A 16797-nucleotide genomic window follows, 5' to 3' on the forward strand; every position below is an offset into this window, starting at 1 on the left:
GCACGCGTCGCTCAGCAGTGCGGCGCGTCGCCTCCGCTGGACAGGGCGTGCAGGGCGTCGACGGCGGTGGTCAGGGTGTCGACCTTCACCAGCCGCATGCCGTCCTGATCGCCGGTGCGGGCCTCGTCGCAGTTGTCGGCGGGCACCAGGAAGACCGTCGCGCCGGCGTCGCGGGCGGCGCTCATCTTGTGCGTGATCCCGCCGATGGGGCCCACCGCACCGTCCGGCGAGATGGTTCCGGTGCCGGCCACGAACTTGCCGTCGTTCAGGTCGCCGGTGGTCAGTTTGTCCACCACGGCCAGGCTGAACATCAGTCCGGCCGACGGGCCGCCGATGTTGGCCAGGTTGAAGTCGACGCTGAACGGCGCCCACGGCGCGTTGAGCACCGCGACGCCCAGGTAGCCGTAGTCCCGGTCGGGGTTCGAGCCCAGCGTCACGGTGACCGTGCCGGCCGGCGCGTTCTTGCGGCGATAATCCAGCACCACCTGCTGACCGGGTTTGGTGGCCTTCAGCAGCGCGGTGAACTCGTCCAGGGTGGCGGTCGGCTTGCCGTCGACGGCGTCGATGGCGTCGCCGACCTGCAGCTTGCCCTTCGCCGGGCCGTTGTCGTTGACCTGGGCGACCGTCACCGCCGGCGCGTACTTCAGGTAGCCCAGCGCGGCGTAGGCGGCGCTGTCCTCGGAGTCCTTGAACTCCGCGTCGTTGGCCTTGTCGACGTCCTCGCGGCTCTTGTCCGGCGGGTACACCAGATCGCGGGGCACCAGCTGCTCATCCCCCGACGCCCACATGGCCAGGGCCTGTCCCAGGGTCAGCTGGTCCCGCTGGGACACCGTGGTCATGTTGAGGTTGCCCGACGTGGGCTTGACCTCGGTGCCCTTGATGTCGACCACCTGTTTGCCGTCGTACTCCGCCAGCGTGTTGAACGTGGGCCCGGGGCCCAGCGAGACGAACGGCACCGTGACCGCGGCCAGCAGGAACCCGAACACCACGATCGGCACCAGGGCCACCGCCACCGTCGCACTGCGCCTGTTCACGCCCGCAACATTAGCCGGGCGACTTCACTGAGAGCGTGACGCGGGATGGCACACGCTGCCGCGGCGGTCGGTACCGTTGAGGTCATGCCTGACCTGCCTTTCGGCTTCTCCTCCGGGGAAGACCCCGACCGTGACAAACGGGAGGGCGCCGAGACCGGCGGCCCATCAGCCTCTGATCCGTTCGGCTTCGGCTCCGGCGACATGGCCGACCTCGGCCAGATCTTCACCCGGCTGGGCCAGATGTTCTCCGGCGCCGGCAGCGCGATGGCCCACGGCGGCGCATCCGCCGGGCCGGTGAACTACGACCTGGCGCGCCAGCTGGCCTCCAGCGCGATCGGGTTCACCGCGCCCATCCCGGAGGCCACCGTCACCGCCATCGCCGACGCGGTGCACCTGGCCGAACTCTGGCTGGACCCCGCCACCACCCTGCCGGCCGGCACCGCCAAGGCCGTCGCGTGGACCCCCAACGACTGGATCGACAACACGCTGGACACCTGGAAGCGGCTGTGCGACCCAGTGGCACAACAGATTTCGACGGTCTGGGCCTCCGCACTGCCCGAGGAGGCCAAGGGCATGGCCGGGCCGCTGCTGTCGATGATCACCCAGATGGGCGGCATGGCGTTCGGCTCACAGCTCGGGCAGGCCCTGGGCAAGCTGTCACGCGAGGTGCTGACCTCCACCGAGGTCGGCCTGCCGCTGGGACCCAAGGGCGTCGCCGCGCTGCTGCCCACCGCCATCGAGGAGTTCTCGGCCGGGCTCGAGCAGCCCCGCAGCGAGATCATGACCTTCCTGGCCGCCCGCGAGGCCGCCCATCACCGGCTGTTCAGCGGCGTGCCGTGGCTCTCGTCGCAGCTGATGGGCGCCGTCGAGGCCTACGCCCGCGGCATCTCGATCGACATGAGCGGCATCGAGGAACTGGCCCAGGGCTTCAACCCGGCGGCCATGGCCGACCCGAGCGCCATGGAGAACCTGCTCAACCAGGGCATCTTCGAGCCGAAGGCCTCCCCCGAACAGGAAGCCGCCCTCGAGCGGCTCGAGACGCTGCTGGCGCTCATCGAGGGCTGGGTCGAGACCGTGGTGACCGCGGCACTCGGCGATCGGCTGCCCGGTGCCACCGCGCTGGCCGAGACGCTGCGGCGGCGTCGCGCAACCGGCGGCCCCGCGGAGAAGACGTTCGGCACGCTCGTCGGCCTGGAACTGCGGCCGCGCAAGCTGCGCGAGGCCGCTCAGTTGTGGCAGCGCCTGACCGACGCCGCCGGCGTCGAGGGCCGCGACGCCGTCTGGGCCCACCCCGATCTGTTGCCGGGCGCCGCCGATCTCGATGAGCCCGCGGCGTTCATCGACCGGGTGATCGGCGGGGGAACGGCGGCCTCCGACGCCGAAATGGAACGAGCGATCGCGGATCTGGAGCGCTCGCTGCGTGAGGACCCCCAGGACCCCGAAGCCCCTGTGGATAGCTGAGCCCGCACTCGGCGGCGTTCTGCCACAGTCCCGTCCCATGACGGGCCGCTACACCCTTGATCCGGCGATGCCGGTGCTGCTGCGCCCGGACGGCGCCGTGCAGGTCGGCTGGGATCCGCGCCGGGCCGTGCTGGTGCAGCCGCCATCCGGGCTGACCGCGCCCGCGCTGGCTACCGTCCTGCGCACGATGCATGCCGGCGCCGCCGTCGACGATCTACTCAGCGAGGCCGGCCGGCATGGCCTCACCCGTCGGGAAGAGCTGACCGACCTGGTCGACGCGCTGGTGTCGGCGGGCGTGGCCCGCGCCGCGCCCGTGGCCTCCCGCAGCCGCGCCGCCGCCATCCGGGTCCACGGCCGCGGCCCGTTGGCCGAGGCGCTGACCGAGTCGCTGCAGCGGTCCGGCGCCCGCGTCGCCCACACCAGCCAGTCGCACGTCGTCATCAAGGCCGCGAACACCGACCTGATGGTGCTGACCGACCAGCTGGTCGCCGACCCGCGGGTGCTGCGCGAACTGCACGAGGCGAAGGTGGCGCACCTGCCGGTCCGGATCCGCGACGGCGTCGGCTTGGTGGGACCGATGGTGCTTCCCGGCGCGACGGCCTGCCTGACCTGCGTCGACCTGCACCGCAGCGATCACGACGAGGCCTGGCCGGCCGTCGCGGCCCAGCTGCGCGACACCGTCGGGACCGCCGACCGGGCCACCGTGCTGGCCACCGCCGCGCTGGCGCTGGGCCAGATCGAGGAGGTCATCCGGGCCATCCGCGGCCAGCCGGACCGGCCCGCCCCGGCAACGCTGTCCTCGACGCTGGAGTTCGACGTGGTGGCCGGGTCGATCACCAGCCGGCACTGGCCCCGGCATCCCCGCTGCCGGTGTTGACAACGTACGTTGCCACTCCGGTGGTTCCATTCACACCTCCGTCATGGATGATGGTCTGGTGTCAGAGATCAAACGCGGTGGCGTGGCGCGAAACGCGAAGCTGGCAGGACTGGCCGGCGGGATGGCCGGACGTGCGGCGCTGGGCTTCGGTAAGCGCCTGACCGGCGCCTCCAAGGACGAGGTCAACGCCGAACTCGTGGAGAAGGCCGCCAACCAGTTGTTCACCGTCCTCGGGGAACTCAAGGGCGGCGCCATGAAGGTCGGCCAGGCGCTGTCGGTGATGGAAGCCGCGGTGCCCGAGCAGTTCGGCAAGCCCTACCGCGAGGCCCTCACCAAGCTGCAGAAGGACGCCCCGCCGCTGCCGGCGGACAAGGTGCACCGCGTGCTGGACGGCCAGCTGGGCACCAAGTGGCGCGAGCGCTTCCAGTCCTTCGACGACAAGCCCGTCGCTTCGGCCAGCATCGGCCAGGTGCACCGCGCGGTGTGGTCCGACGGCCGCGACGTCGCCGTCAAGATCCAGTACCCCGGGGCCGACGAGGCCCTGCGCGCCGACCTGAAGACCATGAAGCGTCTCGTCGGCATCTTCAAGCAGCTCTCCCCGGGTGCCGACATCCAGGGCGTGGTCGACGAACTGATCGACCGCACCGAGATGGAGCTGGACTACCGGCTCGAGGCCGAGAACCAGCGGGCGTTCGCCAAGGCCTACGACGGCAACCCGGATTTCGTCGTGCCGCACGTGGTGGCCAGCGCGCCGAAAGTCGTTGTGGCCGAATGGATCGAAGGCATCCCGCTGTCGCACATCATCAAGAACGGCACCCAGGACCAGCGTGACCTGATGGGCTACCGGCTCTTCCAGCTCACCGACGACGCCCCCCGCCGCCTGGAGATGATGCACGGCGACGCGCATCCCGGGAACTTCATGCTGATCGGCGACAAGATGGGCGTCATCGACTTCGGCGCGGTGGCGCCGCTGCCCGGCGGTATGCCCCGCGAACTGGGCCGGATCCTGCGCTACGCGGTGGACAAGAACTACGACAAGCTGCTGCCGACCATGGAGCAGATCGGTTTCATCCAGAAGGGCGAGCGGGTGTCCACCGACGACGTGGACGACATGCTCAAGCAATACGTCGAGCCGCTGTCGGTCCCGGTGTTCCACTACAACCGCAAGTGGCTGCAGCGGATGGCCACCATCGACATGGACAAGGCCGCCGGCCAGATCAAGGCGGCCCGGCAGATGAACATCCCGCCGAAGCTGGCCATCCCGATGCGGGTGATCGCCTCGGTGGTGGCCATCTCGTGTCAGCTGGACGCCCATGTGCCGGTCCGCCAGATCGCCGACGACCTGGTCCCCGGCTTCAGCGACCCGGACGCATAACCCCTCCAGACCCGTAGCCCCCATCTGTTCAGCCTCCACTGCGAGATCCACTCGCAATTCGTCGCAGGGAGCGCTGAACAGATGCAAAAGGAGGGGCCTCAGGCGGCGATCGCGTCCTTGCGCGGGCGGCCGCGCGGCCGCTTGCGCGCGACCACCGAGCCGCGCTCGACGATCTCGCCGCCCCACACACCCCACGGCTCGGCGCGGTCGAGCGCCGCGGTCAGGCACTGGGCCCGGATCGGACAGTCGGCGCACAGCACCTTGGCCCGCTCCAGATCACCGGGGTCGTCGGCGAACCACAAGTCGGGATCTCCGACATGGCACGGCAGCACCGGCCGTTTCAGGGCGGACATGTCCAACACCTGCTTCCTGGTCTCGTGGCGGTCTGTTTCCTCGAGATCCGGGCCGGCTGCGGTGTTTCGGCGCTGAAACACTGAGGCCACGGATCCGGTTGACTCGGGTCCGTGGCCTTGGCTTTTCGTGCCGGGCTGTGTTCGGGCTAGGTGATGAAGCCCCGATCCACGGACGGGTCATTGGCGGCGGTCCGACGCTTACGCGGAGCGGGAACCGCCTTGGCGGCATGGGCATGGGCGGCCGGGATGAACCCAGCGTTGTCTGCCGGTACCCACTGCATGGGCATGTTGTTCATCGCGGTCCTCCCTCCGGGCTCGTCACGTGGATGTGCTTCCCGCACGTTACTCGGAGCACGCGGAGCCCCACAACTTATTTTTGACCTGCGGTTTTCACTTACGGGCGCGGACCAGGTCCAGAACGTCGGGGCCGAATTGCTCGAGCTTGCGCGACCCGATCCCCGGAATGGCCACCAGCGCGGCGTCATCGGTGGGCAGCGACTCGGCGATGGCGATCAGCGTGTTGTCACTGAACACCACATACGCCGGGACCTTGAGTTCCTTGCACGTCCGCGAGCGCCAGTCCTTGAGCTGGGCCAGCAGTTCGTCGTCGACGTCGGCGGCGCACGTCTCACAGCGGCGCAGCATCACCGCCGTCGGCGTGGTCAGCCGTTGGTTGCAGATCCGGCACCGCGCGTTGCCCGGCTTGGGCCGGCGGCTGCGCGAGCCGCTCTCGACGGCCGGCGCGTGCGGGTTCAGCCCGGACAGGAACCTCGACGGCTTGCGGCCCTGCCGGCCACCCGGCGCCCGCGCCAGCGCCCAGCTGAGCGCCAAATGCACTCTGGCCCTGGTGATTCCGACATAGAGCAGCCGGCGCTCCTCCTCGACGGCCTCGCTGTCGGGACCGTGCGCCAGCGCGTGACTGATGGGCAGGGTGCCGTCGGTCAGGCCGACGAGGAACACCGCGTCCCACTCCAGACCCTTGGCCGCGTGCAGCGACGCCAGCGTGACGCCCTGCACCACCGGCGGATGTCGGGCGTCGGCGCGCAGCCGCAGTTCGGCGACCAGGCCGGCCAGGTCGAGCTCCGGACGCAGGGCCACTTCTTCGTCGACCAGATCGGCCAGCGCGTCGAGGGCCTCCCAGCGTTCCCGGGCCCGGGTGCCCGTCGGCGGCTGCGCGGTCAGGCCCAACGGTTCGAGCAGCTCACGCACGGCGGCGGGCAGCTCCGCGCCGAGGACCGGCTCGGGTGCGCGCTGCAACGCCAGCAGCGCCTGCCGGATCTCCTGGCGGCTGAAGAACCCCTCGCCGCCGCGGACCTGGAACGCGACCCCGGCCTCGGTGAGCGCCTCCTCGTAGACCTCGGACTGCGCGTTGATCCGGTACAGCACGGCGATCTCGGCAGCCGGCGTCCCGGAGTCGACGAGCTTGCGGATCGAGCGGGCCACCGCGGCGGCCTCGGCCACCTCGTCGGTGTGCTCGCTGAACACCGGCTCCGGGCCGGGATCCCGCTGGCCGACCAGATGCAGCCGGCTGCCGGCGACCCGACCGCGGGCATTCGCGATGACCCGGTTGGCCAACGACACCACCTCCGGGGTGGACCGGTAGTCGCGTTCCAGCCGCACGACGGTGGCATCCGGGAAGCGCCGGGAGAAGTCCAGCAGGAACTGCGGGGTGGCGCCGGTGAACGAATAGATGGTCTGGTTGGCGTCGCCGACGACGGTCAGGTCGTCCCGGGGACCCAGCCAGGCCTGCAGCACCCGCTGCTGCAGCGGGGTGACGTCCTGGTACTCGTCGACGACGAAGCAGCGGTACCGGTCGCGGAACTCCTCGGCCACCGCGGCGTCGTTCTCGATGGCCGCGGCCGTGTGCAACAGCAGGTCATCAAAATCAAGGAGATGGGTTTCGTTGCGCGCCTTCAGGTTTTCGTATCCGGCGTACACGGTGGCCACCTTCTCGGCGTCCATCGGAACGTCACGCGTCGATTTCGCGACGGCCTGCGCGTACTGCTCCGGGGTGATCAGCGACGCCTTGGCCCACTCGATCTCGCCGGCCAGATCGCGCACGTCGTCGGTGGACGTCTGGATCCGGGCCCGGGCCGCGGCCTGCGCAACGACCGCGAACTTGCTGTCGAGCAGTTCCCAACTGCCGCCGATCACCCGCGGCCAGAAGTACCGCAACTGGCGGCGGGCGGCGGCGTGGAACGTCAGCGCCTGGACCGCGCCCACCCCGGTGCCCGTCTGCGCCTCGGCGTCCAGGGTGCGCAGCCGGCCCCGCAACTCCCCGGCGGCGCGCTGGGTGAACGTGACGGCCAGCACCTGACCCGCTGCGACGTGCCCGAGGCCGACCAGGTGCGCGATGCGGTGGGTGATGGTGCGGGTCTTGCCCGTCCCCGCGCCGGCCAGGACGCACACCGGGCCCCGGGCGGCCAGCACGGCGGCGCGCTGCTCCTCGTCAAGACCCGTCAGGAGCGCCTGTTCGCCTGCCATGGGGAACATCATGGCAGGGCCGGGTGACATGATGACGCCATGACGGTGACCATGTACAGCACGACCTGGTGCGGCTATTGCCGCCGCCTCGAGACCGCGTTCAAGGCCCAGGGTGTCGAATACACCACGGTCGACATCGAGGAGGATCCGGCGGCCGCGAAATTCGTCGCCTCGGTCAACGGCGGCAACCAGACCGTGCCGACGCTGAAGTTCGCCGACGGGTCGACGCTGACCAACCCGAACGTCAAAGAGGTGCAGGCCAAGCTGGCTTCGTTGGGCTGATTTGCCCGCCGAGCGTCCGCATTTGTACAGCCGCACCGGCGTGTCGGTGTACAGACACGGCCGCTCGCGGAGGGGTTATTCGGGGTCCGGGTCGACCCAGGATTCGATGATCTCCCGGGCAATGGACACCGAACCCGGAAGCAGCAGTTCGGAATCGGACGTCTCCGCGTTGGTCCAATCCCCCGCCGCCAGCGCGGCGCGCACCTGGTCGCGGGTGAACCAGCGTGCCTCCACGATCTCGCCGTCGTTGAACGAGAACTCCTGATCCGGGTCGGCCAGCGCGTGGAAGCCGACCATCAGCGAACGCGGGAACGGCCACGGCTGGCTGCCCAGGTAGCGCACGTCGCGCACGGAAAGCCCGATCTCCTCGGCGATCTCGCGTGCGACGCAGGTCTCGAAGGACTCGCCGGCCTCCACGAAACCGGCCAGTAGCGAGAACATCCGCGGCGGCCAGACCGCCTGGCGGGCCAGCGCCACCCGGTCGGCGCCGTCGTGCACCAGGCAGATGACGGCCGGGTCGATGCGGGGGAACTCCTCGTGCCCGCTGACCGGGTCGACGCGCGACCAGCCGGCCTTGACCGCCTTGGTGGGCGCGCCGTTGACCGCGCTGAACCGCGCGTTGTCGTGCCAGTTCAGCAGGGCCGTTGCGGTGGCCACCAGGGTGGCGCTCAGATCGTCGAAATCCGTTCCGCCCCGGCGCAGGTCGAGCACCTGGGAGTCGGTCGCGTCCGGTGAGAGCAGCGGCGCGCGGACGGCCCAGACGTGCCGGCCGCCGGCGACGGTACCCAGGAACACGGCGTTGGCCGGTGGCCGCTCACCGAGGTCGGCGGTGGTGTTGAAGACCACCTGGCCGTCGGCGATCAGCACCTGCCCGCGCGGGTCGACGCGCAGCACCGCGGCGTCGGCCCAGCCGGCGATCGCCGCGTCGATGTCGGTGCGCAGGTGATCGGACCGGTCGGCGCCGACCCGGGACAGCAACGGGACGTTGCGCAGCTGGAAGCCGGAGCCCGCGGACGACTCCGCCATCACTCGTCCTCGTCGTCGGCGCTGCGGATGTAGAGCAGCCGGTCCCCGGGCTCCATGGCGTCGACCTTCGGGTCGTCGATGCGCAGCAGGTCCCCGTCGCGGATGACGCCGAGCACCGTCATCGGCAGGTGCCGCGGCGAACCGCCGACCTGTTTGAGGTCGACCTCCTTCTCGGCGATCGCCAGCCCCGCGTCGGGGGTCAGCATGTCCTCCATCAGCTCCACGACCGCGGGCGCCTTCTTGGCGATGCCGAGCAGCCGGCCCGCCGTCTCCGAGGACACCACCACCGAATCGGCACCGGACTGCTGCAACAGATGCGCGTTCTCGGCCTCGCGCACCGAGGCGATGATCTTGGCGTCCGGGGCCAGTTCGCGCGCGGACAGCGTCACCATGACCGCGGTGGGGTCACTGTTGGTGGCCACGATGATGGTCTCGGCGCGCTGCGCGCCGGCCAGCCGCAGCACATCCGACCGGTTGGCGTCGCCGCGAACGGTCACCAGGCCGGCGGCGCTGGCCGTGTCCAGGGACGCCTGGTCGGTGTCGACGACGACGATCTCGCCCGGCGGCACCCCGTCACCGACCATGGCGGCGACGGCCGTCTTGCCCTTGGTGCCGTAGCCGATGACGACGGTGTGGTTGCGCACGGAGTTCCTCCATCGCTGAATCTTGAGGGCCTGGCGCGAGGCGGCGGTGAGCGTCTCGACGGTGGTGCCGATGAGGACGATCAGGAAGGCCACCCGCAGCGGCGTGATCACCAGGACGTTGACCAGGCGCGCCGACGGGCTGAGCGGGGTGATGTCGCCGTAGCCGGTGGTCGACAGCGACACCGTGGCGTAGTACAGGCAGTCCAGGAACGACATCTGGTTTTCCTGCACATCGCGGTAGCCGTCGCGGTCGAGGTAGACGATCAACACGGCGGCGAACAGGGCCAGCAGGGCGTAGAGGACGCGGCGGAGGATCCGGTTGGTCGGGCTGACGAACTTCTCGGGGATCCGCAGGTAGTCGACCAGCGCGGCATCGGGCTTGGCCGTCAGCTCCTGGTCGAGGACCCGCATTCGGTTCCGCAGCAGCCGGGACTCAGCCACCCCGGACCTCCGAACGGCGTTCCTCGCTCACGTCTGACCGGCGCACGCCATCATGTAACCATGAAGCCGAGACGAGCACGCCCATGAGCCACCCTTCACCCGCCGACGCGCAAAAGCTGGCCCTGGGCATGGCCGGAATGCTCACCACGGTGGGCATCCTGCACTTCGCCGCTCCGAAACCGTTCGACACCATCGTCCCGGCCGAACTACCCGGTAGCGCACGGTTCTACACGCATGCCTCGGGCGTGGCCGAACTCGGCACCGCGGCGCTGCTGGCCGTGCCACAGACCCGGCGCCTGGGCGCCACCGTCGCCATGGCCCTGTTCCTGGCGGTGTTCCCGGCCAACGTGAACATGGTGCGGTTGTGGTGGGGCAAGCCGTGGCCGATGCGGCTGGCCGCGATCGCCCGTCTGCCGCTGCAGATCCCGATGATCGTGCTGGCCAACCGGGTGCGCCGCGCGTCCTGACCGCTCACGCCGCGGACTCGGCGAGCAGGGCGGTCAGCTGTTCGGCGCTCGAGAGCTCGTCGGGCGCCACCGTCCTGCCCGAGCGCACGTAGTGGAATGCCGTGCGCACCTGCTCGACCCCGCAGCCCTGCAGTGCCGCCCATGCCAGCCGGTAGACGCCCAGTTGGACCGCTGCCTGTCGCCGTGACTCGGCATCGGCGGGCTCGGCGCCGGTCTTCCAGTCCACCACCGTGAATCCGCCGTCCGGGTCGGCGAACACCGCGTCGATGCGGCCTCGGACGACATGCCCACCGAGCGTCATCTCGAACGGCACCTCGACGTCGACGGGGGTGCGCGCCGCCCACGGCGACACCGCGAACGCATCCTGCAGTTCGGCCAGCCGCTCGGTCTGCGTCCGGCGCAGCTCACCGTCCACCGCGCCGGGCAGATCGTCGAGGTCGAACAGCCGCTCGGAGCCGTAGAACCGCTGCACCCAGTCGTGAAAGGCCGTGCCCAGCAACGCTTCCACATCGGGCCGGGCCGGTAGCCGCCGGTGCATCCGGCGCACCGCCGCAGCGCGGTCGCGGCCCAGGTCCACCAGGCCGCTGACCGACAGCTGAACGGGCAATGCGGCCGCGGGCGGCACCGCGGCGGCGGCCCGCTCGGCCAGCAGCGCGTCGACGTCGGCGGCCCAGCCGTGCCGATCGCCGCCCGGCGTGGGGTCGAGCCCACCGGCCAGCGCGGCCCGGGCCGCGGCCACCATCGCCGCGCCGCTTGCCTGCGCCGTGCTGGCCGGGCGTTGCGGCCATTGCGCTTCGATGATGTTGTTCCGCAACGGGTTCAGCTCACCATTGGCCGGATCGGGTGCCCACTGGTCGATCTCGCCCGCGGCCTCGGCACCGTCGATGATGTCGCGGACCTCGAGCAGGAATTCCGACGGCCCGCGCGGCGTGAGGCCGGTGGCACCCCAGTGGTGCCCGGACAGCAACAGCGTGTCCTCGGCCCGGGTGACGGCGACGTACAGCAGGCGGCGTTCCTCATCGAGGCGCCGCCGGGCCAGCTGATCACGATGCCCGGTGATGCTGTCCGACAACTGCTTTCGGTCGGTGACGGCCGACAGGTCGAGCACCGGCACGCCGTGCCGGCCGCCGCCCTGATCGCCGGCCCGGTCGCCGCGCAGCAGCGGAGGCAGCTCGCCGGCGTCGGACAGCCAGGTGCGCGCCGTCGCGGTGGACGGGAACACCCGGCCCGACAGATGAGGCACCGCCACGATCTGCCATTCCAGTCCCTTGGCGGCGTGCACGGTGAGCACCTGCACGCGGTGGTCGGCGGCACCGACGTCGGCAGTCACATCGGCAGGGGGCAGCCCGTCCTCCACCGACTCGGCGGCCTCCAGGTAGCCCAGCAGCGCGGTGACGTCCCGGCTCCTCGGCGCCCCGGCAGCCCACGCGTCGACGATGTCGGCGAACGCGTCGAGCTGCTCGGTGCCGCGCCCGGCGGCCCGCACCTCCAGGTCCACCCCCATCGACCGGCGGACCTCGGCGACCACGTCGGCCACCGGATGGTCCAGATGGCCGCGCAGCGCGGTCAGCTCGTCGGCCAGGGCCCGGATGCGGGCCAGCCCGGTCGCCGAATAGGCCTGCGCCGGACCGGGATCGCATACCGCGTCGGCCAAGCAGGGGTGATCGGCATCGGGCGCGGCGGCCGCCACCACCTCCGCAACGGTGCCCGCCGCCGCGGCCGAACCGTCGGCCAGGGTGCGGGCGCGGCGCCACAGCGCGGCGAGGTCGCGCGCGCCCAGCCGCCAGCGTGCTCCGGTGAGCACCCGCACGGCGGCGGGGCCCGCGGTGGGTTCGGCCACCATCCGCAGCATTGCCACCACGTCGGCGACCTCGTCGACACCCAGCAGGCCCGCCAGGCCGACGACCTCGACCGGCAGGCCGTGCGCGCGCAGCGCCTCCGCCATGGGTGCGGCATCGGCGTTGCGCCGCACCAGCACCGCCGCCGTCGGCGGGCCGCCCTGCTCGCCGGCCAGCGCGCGGTACCGCCCGGCCAGTTGGCCGGCGACCCAATCACGTTCGGCCACAACGTCGGACAGCAGCGCGCAGCGGACGGTTCCGGGATCGGCGCCGGGCCGTGGACGCAGGGACCCGACGGCCACCGACCGGCGCCGGGCACCGGCGGACAGCTCGTTGGCCACGTGCAGCGTGCTCGGCGGATTGCGCCAGCTGGTCCGCAATTCCAGCGTGGGAGCCGGGCTGCCGTCGGCGAGCGGGAAGTCGGTCTGGAACCGCGGCAGGTTGGTGGCCGAGGCACCCCGCCAGCCGTAGATGGATTGGATCGGATCGCCCACCGCGGTCAGTGCCAACCCGTCGTCGGCTCCCCCGCCGAACAACGCCGACAACGCGATGCGCTGCGCGTGGCCGGTGTCCTGGTACTCGTCGAGCAGGACCACCCGGTAGCGCTCCCGCAGCGCGGCACCGACCTGTGGAAAGCGTTGGGCCAGTTGGGCTGCCGTGGACATCTGCATCCCGAAGTCCATCGCCTTCTCGGCCTGCAGCCGGGCGTGCAGCGCGTCGACCAACGGGACCAGTTCGGCTCGCTCGGTCTGGATCGCCAGCAGCTTCAGCAGATACTGGTTCGGGCCGCGGTCGCGCTGATTGGCTCCCGGTGGCAGCGTGTGCACCAGACGCTCGAGTTCACCGTGGGTGTCGCGCAGCTGCGTGGTGGTGACCAGGTGCTCGGCGAGCTGCCCCGACAGCCGCAGCACCAGATCGGTGACCGCCGCTGGGGACCGGCTCGTCTCCAGCTCGCCCGGATACCCGCAGACCACCTCGAATGCCAACTGCCACAACTCGGTTGGGCTCAGCAGCCGGGTGTCCGGCTCGACGGGCAGCAGCAGGCCGTGCTCGCGCAGCAGAGTGCCCGCGAACGCGTGATACGTGCTGACGGTCGGCGTTTCGTCGACGGCGCCCCCGGCTGCGAGCAGGCCGGTGCCGGCCAGCCGGGCCAGCCGGGACCGCACCCGGCGCAGCAGCTGCCCAGCGGCCTTGCGGGTGAACGTCAACCCCAGTACCTGCCCGGGGTGGGCGTGGCCGTTGGCCACCAGCCACACCACCCGCGCGGCCATGGTCTCGGTCTTGCCGGCGCCCGCGCCGGCGATGACGACCAGCGGGCCGGGCGGTGCGGCGATGACCGCCGCCTGCTCGTCGGTGGGCCGGTGCACACCGAGCGCATCGGCCAGTTCGATCGGGCTGTATCGCGTCATGAGGTCTCCGTGGTCGGGTGCTGGGCGGGGCAGGATCGCCGAACCGGGCAGTGCGAGCAGCCGTCGTTGACCCGGGCGGTGAAATCCGGTCCGGCGGTGGCGGCCGCGGCCCGGCGGACCTGATCGAGGCGTTCCTCGGCCGTGTCGACGGTCAGCGGGTCCTGTTCGCGTTCGGTGGCCCCGCTCTTCGCCAGCGCCGGCTTCCCCAGGTAGACCAGGCGCCCGCCGCCGGGCACCGCTTCTTCGCCGGTCAGGTCGTGGGCGATGGCCAGCTGATACAGGCCCAGCTGGGCGTGCCGTTGCGCGTCGTCCTTGGTGACCGGGCTCTTGCCGGTCTTGACGTCGACGACCACCAGCCGGCCCTCGGCGTCACGCTCGAGCCGGTCGATGCGGCCCGTCACCCGCACCGCCGGTCCCCCGGCCCCGTCGGCGGGCAGGATCCCCTCGACGGCGACCTCGGTGCCGGCCTCGGTCAGCGCACCGCGGGTGTCCTCCCGCCAGGTCAGGAAGGTGGCCAGCATGGCGCGGTGGCGGTCCAACTCGTTGCGGGCGAACCATTCCGCGCCGAACGGCAGCTGCGGCCAGACGGCGTCGAGCTGTGCGACCAGCTGCTCGTAGCCGGCACCGCGCTGGGCGATCAGGGCATGGATGAGCGACCCCGCCGTCGAGCGTTCGTCGCCGGCGGTGCGCCCGCCGTGGCGTTCGAGCAGCCAGCGCAGCGGGCAGTCCTGCAGGTTCTGCAGGGTCGACGGTGAGATGGCGACGGTGTGGTCGGGCCCGCTCCACAGCGGTTCGGCGGTGCTGATCGCGGTGGCCGATTGCCACTCCGACGGGTCGGCCCCACGCACCCCGGCATCGGCCAGCCGAGCCAATTGCAGTGCGGCACAGGACCGGTCCTCATCGCTGACACTGCCCTGCGGTGCGCAGACCACGGCACGCAACCGGCCGACGACGGCCGGTACGGACAGCACGGTCGGCGCGGCGACCGGCACCGGCGCCGGGGTGGCCGCACCGGTGGTATGCGCGGCGATGTCGTGGAAGAACGGCGACGGCAGGATGAGGTCGGCCGCATCCCCATCCCCGGCGTCGACCGCGGTGACCACCAGCCGGCGGCGGGCCCGGCCCATCGCGGCGATCAGCAGCCGGCGTTCGTCGGCCAGCACCGGGGCCCGGACGCTGGCGTCGTCGGGAACGTCGTCGAGGACATCGAGCAATCGCGCCGTGCCCAGAACGCCGCCCCGTGGAATCGCGTTGGGCCACAATCCTTCCTGCAGTCCGGCGATCACGACGGTGTCCCATTCGCGCCCGATGGCCTGGTGCGGGCTCAGCAGCGGCACGGCATCGGGGGTGTGCACCGGTTCGGCCGCGCGCACCGGCAGGCGCAACCCGGCGATGTGATCGAGCAGCGCGGCGATCCCCGCGCCGGGGTTGGCGGTGATGAATTGTTCGGCGGCGTCGAACAGCGCGGTGACGGCGTCGAGGGTCTGGGCGGCCCGCAGGCCGGACTGCCCCCCATGCTCCGAGGAAGTGACCAGGCGCTGCGGCAGACCGCTGCGCCGCCACGCCTCCCACAGGGCAAGCCGCGGGTCGTCGGCCGCCCGCTGCGCGGCGCGCAGCACCGCGCGGACCCGCCGTAGTGGTTTGCGGTGCGCGGGGGCCAGGGATTCGGGCACCCCGCGGCGCAGCACCGCCAGCAGCGACTCACCGAAGTTCCGGTCCGGCTCGAGCCGGCGCAGCGCTCGGCGCAGCTGACGCAGGGTGACCGGATCAACCCGCCCGAGGGGACCGGTCAGCAGTTCCTCGGCGCATTGGGCGGTGGGACCGTCCGCAGTGGCCGCCAGCACCTGCAGCAGGGCCCGGACGACGGCGTTGTCGGGCAGCGGTGCGGCCATTGCCGGCGGCGCGACCGGAACCCCGGCGGCCGCCAGCGCCCGCGGCAGGCCCGCCCCGGCCCGCGGCACCGAGCGCACGATGACGGCCATCTGCGACCACGGCACCCCGTCGACGAGATGCGCCCGCCGCAGGGTGTCGGCGACGACGGCCGCCTCGGCGTGCTCGGAGGCCACCAGCACCGCGTGCACGTCGCCGCCGTCCCCCTCACAGCCGGTGATCGACCGAACTGGGGAGTGCCCGGGCAGCAGCGCGGCCATCCCGGTCACCGCCCGCGCCACCGCCGGGGCGCACCGGTGGCTGACGTCCAGGTGCACGGCCGGCCCGTGGCCGCCGAGCAGCGCGCCGGCATCGGCGCCGCGGAACCCGAACACCGCCTGGTTCGGATCGCCGGCCAGGACCGTGGCCCCGGCGCCGCGGGCGAGCACCTGGACCAGCAGCGCGGCCTGCGGGTCCAGGTTCTGGACGTCGTCGACGAGCAGCAGCCCGATCCGGGCGTGTTCGGCCGCCAGCAGCCCGCGGTCGACGGCCAGGGCGTCCAGCGCGGCCCCGACCAGATCGGCGGCGCCCAGTGCCGGCACGGTGGCCTGCGGTGCGGCCATCCCGACCGCCGCCCGCAGCAGCATCACCTGCTCGTACTGCTGGGCGAACCGGCCGGCCGCGACCCATTCCGGCCGGCCGTGCAACCGGCCGATGCGCTGCAGCTGCACGGGGTCGATCCCGCGCTCGGCGCACCGCGACATCAGGTCCCGCAGTTCGTTGGCGAATCCGTCGGTGCTCAGCGCCGCCCGCAGCGCGGCCGGCCAGCCGCGGGCACCGTCCTCGAGGTCGCCGGCGAGCAGTTCGCGGATGACGTTGTCCTGCTCGGCGCCGGTGATCAGGCGCGGCGGCGGATCCCCGGCGCGTTGTGCGGCCAGCCGCAGCACCGCGAACGCGTAGGCGTGCACGGACCGCACCAGCGGGCCCCGGATCGCCCGGTGCCCGGCCAGCAGCGTGGCCGTCAGCGCGCCCCGGGCCTGCGCGCCGAGCCGGCCCGAGCCCGTCAGCAGCAGGACCGATTCCGGGTCGGCCCCGGCCCCGATCCGGGCCGCCGCAGCGTCCAGCAGCAGCTGGGTCTTGCCGGTCCCCGGCCCGCCGAGCAGCCGCACGGTGCCGCGCAGCCCGGGGTCGAGCACGCACCCGGTCTGCGCGCTGGAGGTGTCGGAGGGGACCATGT

The 16797-nt window shown here is 71.9% G+C and carries 13 protein-coding genes; 5 read left to right on the plus strand and 8 right to left on the minus strand.

Features of this window, described 5'->3' with window-relative positions:
* Nucleotides 1-11 precede the first annotated feature (11 nt).
* Complete coding sequence (locus U0R18_RS20400) at nt 12-1034, minus strand: YlbL family protein (protein ID WP_526371879.1); 1023 nt, start codon at nt 1032-1034, stop codon at nt 12-14.
* 84 nt (nt 1035-1118) lie between these two features.
* On the opposite strand from U0R18_RS20400, the gene U0R18_RS20405 reads away from it, so the two are divergent.
* The 3 genes from U0R18_RS20405 to U0R18_RS20415 are packed head-to-tail and all read left to right on the plus strand — an operon-like array spanning nt 1119 to nt 4747.
* On the plus strand, nt 1119-2495 hold the full coding sequence (locus tag U0R18_RS20405) for a zinc-dependent metalloprotease (RefSeq protein ID WP_526371881.1): 1377 nt from the start codon (nt 1119-1121) through the stop codon (nt 2493-2495).
* Between the two features lie 37 nt (nt 2496-2532).
* Complete coding sequence (locus tag U0R18_RS20410; protein WP_526371883.1) at nt 2533-3372, plus strand: cyclodehydratase; 840 nt, start codon at nt 2533-2535, stop codon at nt 3370-3372.
* 43 nt (nt 3373-3415) lie between these two features.
* Nucleotides 3416-4747: a macrolide-binding ATPase MABP-1 gene (locus tag U0R18_RS20415; protein ID WP_526371885.1), complete on the plus strand. Its 1332-nt coding sequence runs from the start codon at nt 3416-3418 to the stop codon at nt 4745-4747.
* Nucleotides 4748-4845: 98 nt separating this feature from the next.
* On the opposite strand, the gene U0R18_RS20420 is transcribed toward U0R18_RS20415, so the two are convergent.
* The 3 genes from U0R18_RS20420 to U0R18_RS20430 form a co-directional block, all read right to left on the minus strand.
* Nucleotides 4846-5100 carry a WhiB family transcriptional regulator gene (locus tag U0R18_RS20420; protein WP_526371887.1) on the minus strand — a complete coding sequence of 85 codons (255 nt, stop codon included), beginning with the start codon at nt 5098-5100 and terminating at the stop codon, nt 4846-4848.
* Nucleotides 5101-5246: 146 nt separating this feature from the next.
* Nucleotides 5247-5396 carry a hypothetical protein gene (locus U0R18_RS20425; protein ID WP_526371889.1) on the minus strand — a complete coding sequence of 50 codons (150 nt, stop codon included), beginning with the start codon at nt 5394-5396 and terminating at the stop codon, nt 5247-5249.
* A 94-nt stretch (nt 5397-5490) separates the two neighbouring features.
* Nucleotides 5491-7584 carry a UvrD-helicase domain-containing protein gene (locus tag U0R18_RS20430; RefSeq protein WP_526371891.1) on the minus strand — a complete coding sequence of 698 codons (2094 nt, stop codon included), beginning with the start codon at nt 7582-7584 and terminating at the stop codon, nt 5491-5493.
* A 39-nt stretch (nt 7585-7623) separates the two neighbouring features.
* On the opposite strand from U0R18_RS20430, the gene U0R18_RS20435 reads away from it, so the two are divergent.
* Nucleotides 7624-7866: a mycoredoxin gene (locus U0R18_RS20435; protein ID WP_526371893.1), complete on the plus strand. Its 243-nt coding sequence runs from the start codon at nt 7624-7626 to the stop codon at nt 7864-7866.
* Nucleotides 7867-7941: 75 nt separating this feature from the next.
* Here U0R18_RS20435 and nudC read toward each other — a convergent pair whose 3' ends face one another.
* Together nudC and U0R18_RS20445 are read right to left on the minus strand one after the other, a co-directional pair.
* Nucleotides 7942-8892: an NAD(+) diphosphatase gene (nudC, locus tag U0R18_RS20440; protein ID WP_526371895.1), complete on the minus strand. Its 951-nt coding sequence runs from the start codon at nt 8890-8892 to the stop codon at nt 7942-7944.
* The gene (locus U0R18_RS20445; RefSeq protein WP_526371897.1) at nt 8892-9977 is read right to left on the minus strand and encodes a potassium channel family protein; all 1086 of its coding nucleotides are present in this window, start codon (nt 9975-9977) and stop codon (nt 8892-8894) included. Before U0R18_RS20445 ends, nudC begins: the two co-directional genes overlap by 1 nt.
* Before the next feature lie 83 nt (nt 9978-10060).
* Between U0R18_RS20445 and U0R18_RS20450 the strand changes: the two genes are divergently transcribed.
* On the plus strand, nt 10061-10444 hold the full coding sequence (locus U0R18_RS20450; RefSeq protein WP_526371899.1) for a DoxX-related protein: 384 nt from the start codon (nt 10061-10063) through the stop codon (nt 10442-10444).
* A gap of 4 nt (nt 10445-10448) precedes the next feature.
* Here the strand turns inward: U0R18_RS20450 and U0R18_RS20455 are convergent, their stop codons facing one another.
* Both U0R18_RS20455 and U0R18_RS20460 read right to left on the minus strand, forming a co-directional pair.
* Entirely contained in the window at nt 10449-13691 is a 3243-nt protein-coding gene (locus U0R18_RS20455; protein ID WP_526371901.1) for an ATP-dependent helicase, read from the minus strand.
* Complete coding sequence (locus tag U0R18_RS20460) at nt 13688-16795, minus strand: ATP-dependent helicase (RefSeq protein WP_526371903.1); 3108 nt, start codon at nt 16793-16795, stop codon at nt 13688-13690. The genes U0R18_RS20455 and U0R18_RS20460 overlap by 4 nt, the downstream gene beginning before the upstream one ends.
* Nucleotides 16796-16797 lie beyond the last annotated feature (2 nt).

The sequence above is a fragment of the Mycobacterium sp. genome, from assembly GCF_046330795.1.
Classification (GTDB): Bacteria; Actinomycetota; Actinomycetes; order Mycobacteriales; family Mycobacteriaceae; genus Mycobacterium.

Coding starts and splice junctions, on each gene's coding strand:
- U0R18_RS20405 (WP_526371881.1), top strand. CDS start 1,119: ATGCCTGACCTGCCTTTCGGCTTCTCCTCCGGGGAAGACCCCGACCGT.
- U0R18_RS20410 (WP_526371883.1), top strand. CDS start 2,533: ATGACGGGCCGCTACACCCTTGATCCGGCGATGCCGGTGCTGCTGCGC.
- U0R18_RS20415 (WP_526371885.1), top strand. CDS start 3,416: ATGGATGATGGTCTGGTGTCAGAGATCAAACGCGGTGGCGTGGCGCGA.
- U0R18_RS20420 (WP_526371887.1), bottom strand. CDS start 5,100: ATGTCCGCCCTGAAACGGCCGGTGCTGCCGTGCCATGTCGGAGATCCC.
- U0R18_RS20425 (WP_526371889.1), bottom strand. CDS start 5,396: ATGAACAACATGCCCATGCAGTGGGTACCGGCAGACAACGCTGGGTTC.
- U0R18_RS20430 (WP_526371891.1), bottom strand. CDS start 7,584: ATGGCAGGCGAACAGGCGCTCCTGACGGGTCTTGACGAGGAGCAGCGC.
- U0R18_RS20435 (WP_526371893.1), top strand. CDS start 7,624: ATGACGGTGACCATGTACAGCACGACCTGGTGCGGCTATTGCCGCCGC.
- nudC (WP_526371895.1), bottom strand. CDS start 8,892: ATGGCGGAGTCGTCCGCGGGCTCCGGCTTCCAGCTGCGCAACGTCCCG.
- U0R18_RS20450 (WP_526371899.1), top strand. CDS start 10,061: ATGAGCCACCCTTCACCCGCCGACGCGCAAAAGCTGGCCCTGGGCATG.
- U0R18_RS20455 (WP_526371901.1), bottom strand. CDS start 13,691: ATGACGCGATACAGCCCGATCGAACTGGCCGATGCGCTCGGTGTGCAC.
- U0R18_RS20460 (WP_526371903.1), bottom strand. CDS start 16,795: ATGGTCCCCTCCGACACCTCCAGCGCGCAGACCGGGTGCGTGCTCGAC.